Genomic DNA, 507 nt, shown 5'->3' with positions numbered 1-507 from the left:
GTCTTCCTAACGCCAGCAGAATCCCCAACGGCAATGCGCCTGCGATACCTATCGCTGCGATGATCAGGGTTAGCGTCAGTCCACCCCATTGGCGCGTTTCTACGCGCGTCAGCCCGCCGAATCCACCGTACAGCAGCCACCAGGCCAATAACGGGTAGCACACCGCCCAGATTGCGATATAGCGCCCACGACGCGGCATACGACGCCAGAACATCGGCAGGATACTGAGTAAGCCCAAAACCAGCGCAAAGTTAATGCGCCAGATCTCTTCTGCCGGATACAGTCCGTACATGAAGTGGCCGAAGCGTGCCTGAATAAACACCCAGCAGGCACCATCGCGGGTGCAGTCAGCGCGGGTTTCACCGACCCAGTTCGCCTGAAGCAGCGTCCAATTCAATAGCGGAGGCAGAATGTTCCACAGCAGCCAGAAGCAGAACAACGTCAGCAGGCTGTTTGGGACGCTGGAGAACAGGTTCTTTTTGGCCCAGTGCCACAGCGCAAACAGCG

1 pseudogene is annotated in these 507 nt (G+C 58.0%); it reads right to left on the bottom strand.

The features are described 5' to 3' along the window. Window positions 1–505: pseudogene (locus J5224_RS35410) on the bottom strand (amino acid ABC transporter permease); the annotation flags it as partial. Between the last annotated feature and the right edge of the window lie 2 nt (window positions 506–507).

It is taken from the genome of Candidatus Symbiopectobacterium sp. NZEC135 (assembly GCF_025962695.1).
The sequence above is the reverse complement of the archived record's forward strand: the minus strand, read 5'-3'. Positions and strand labels throughout refer to the sequence as shown.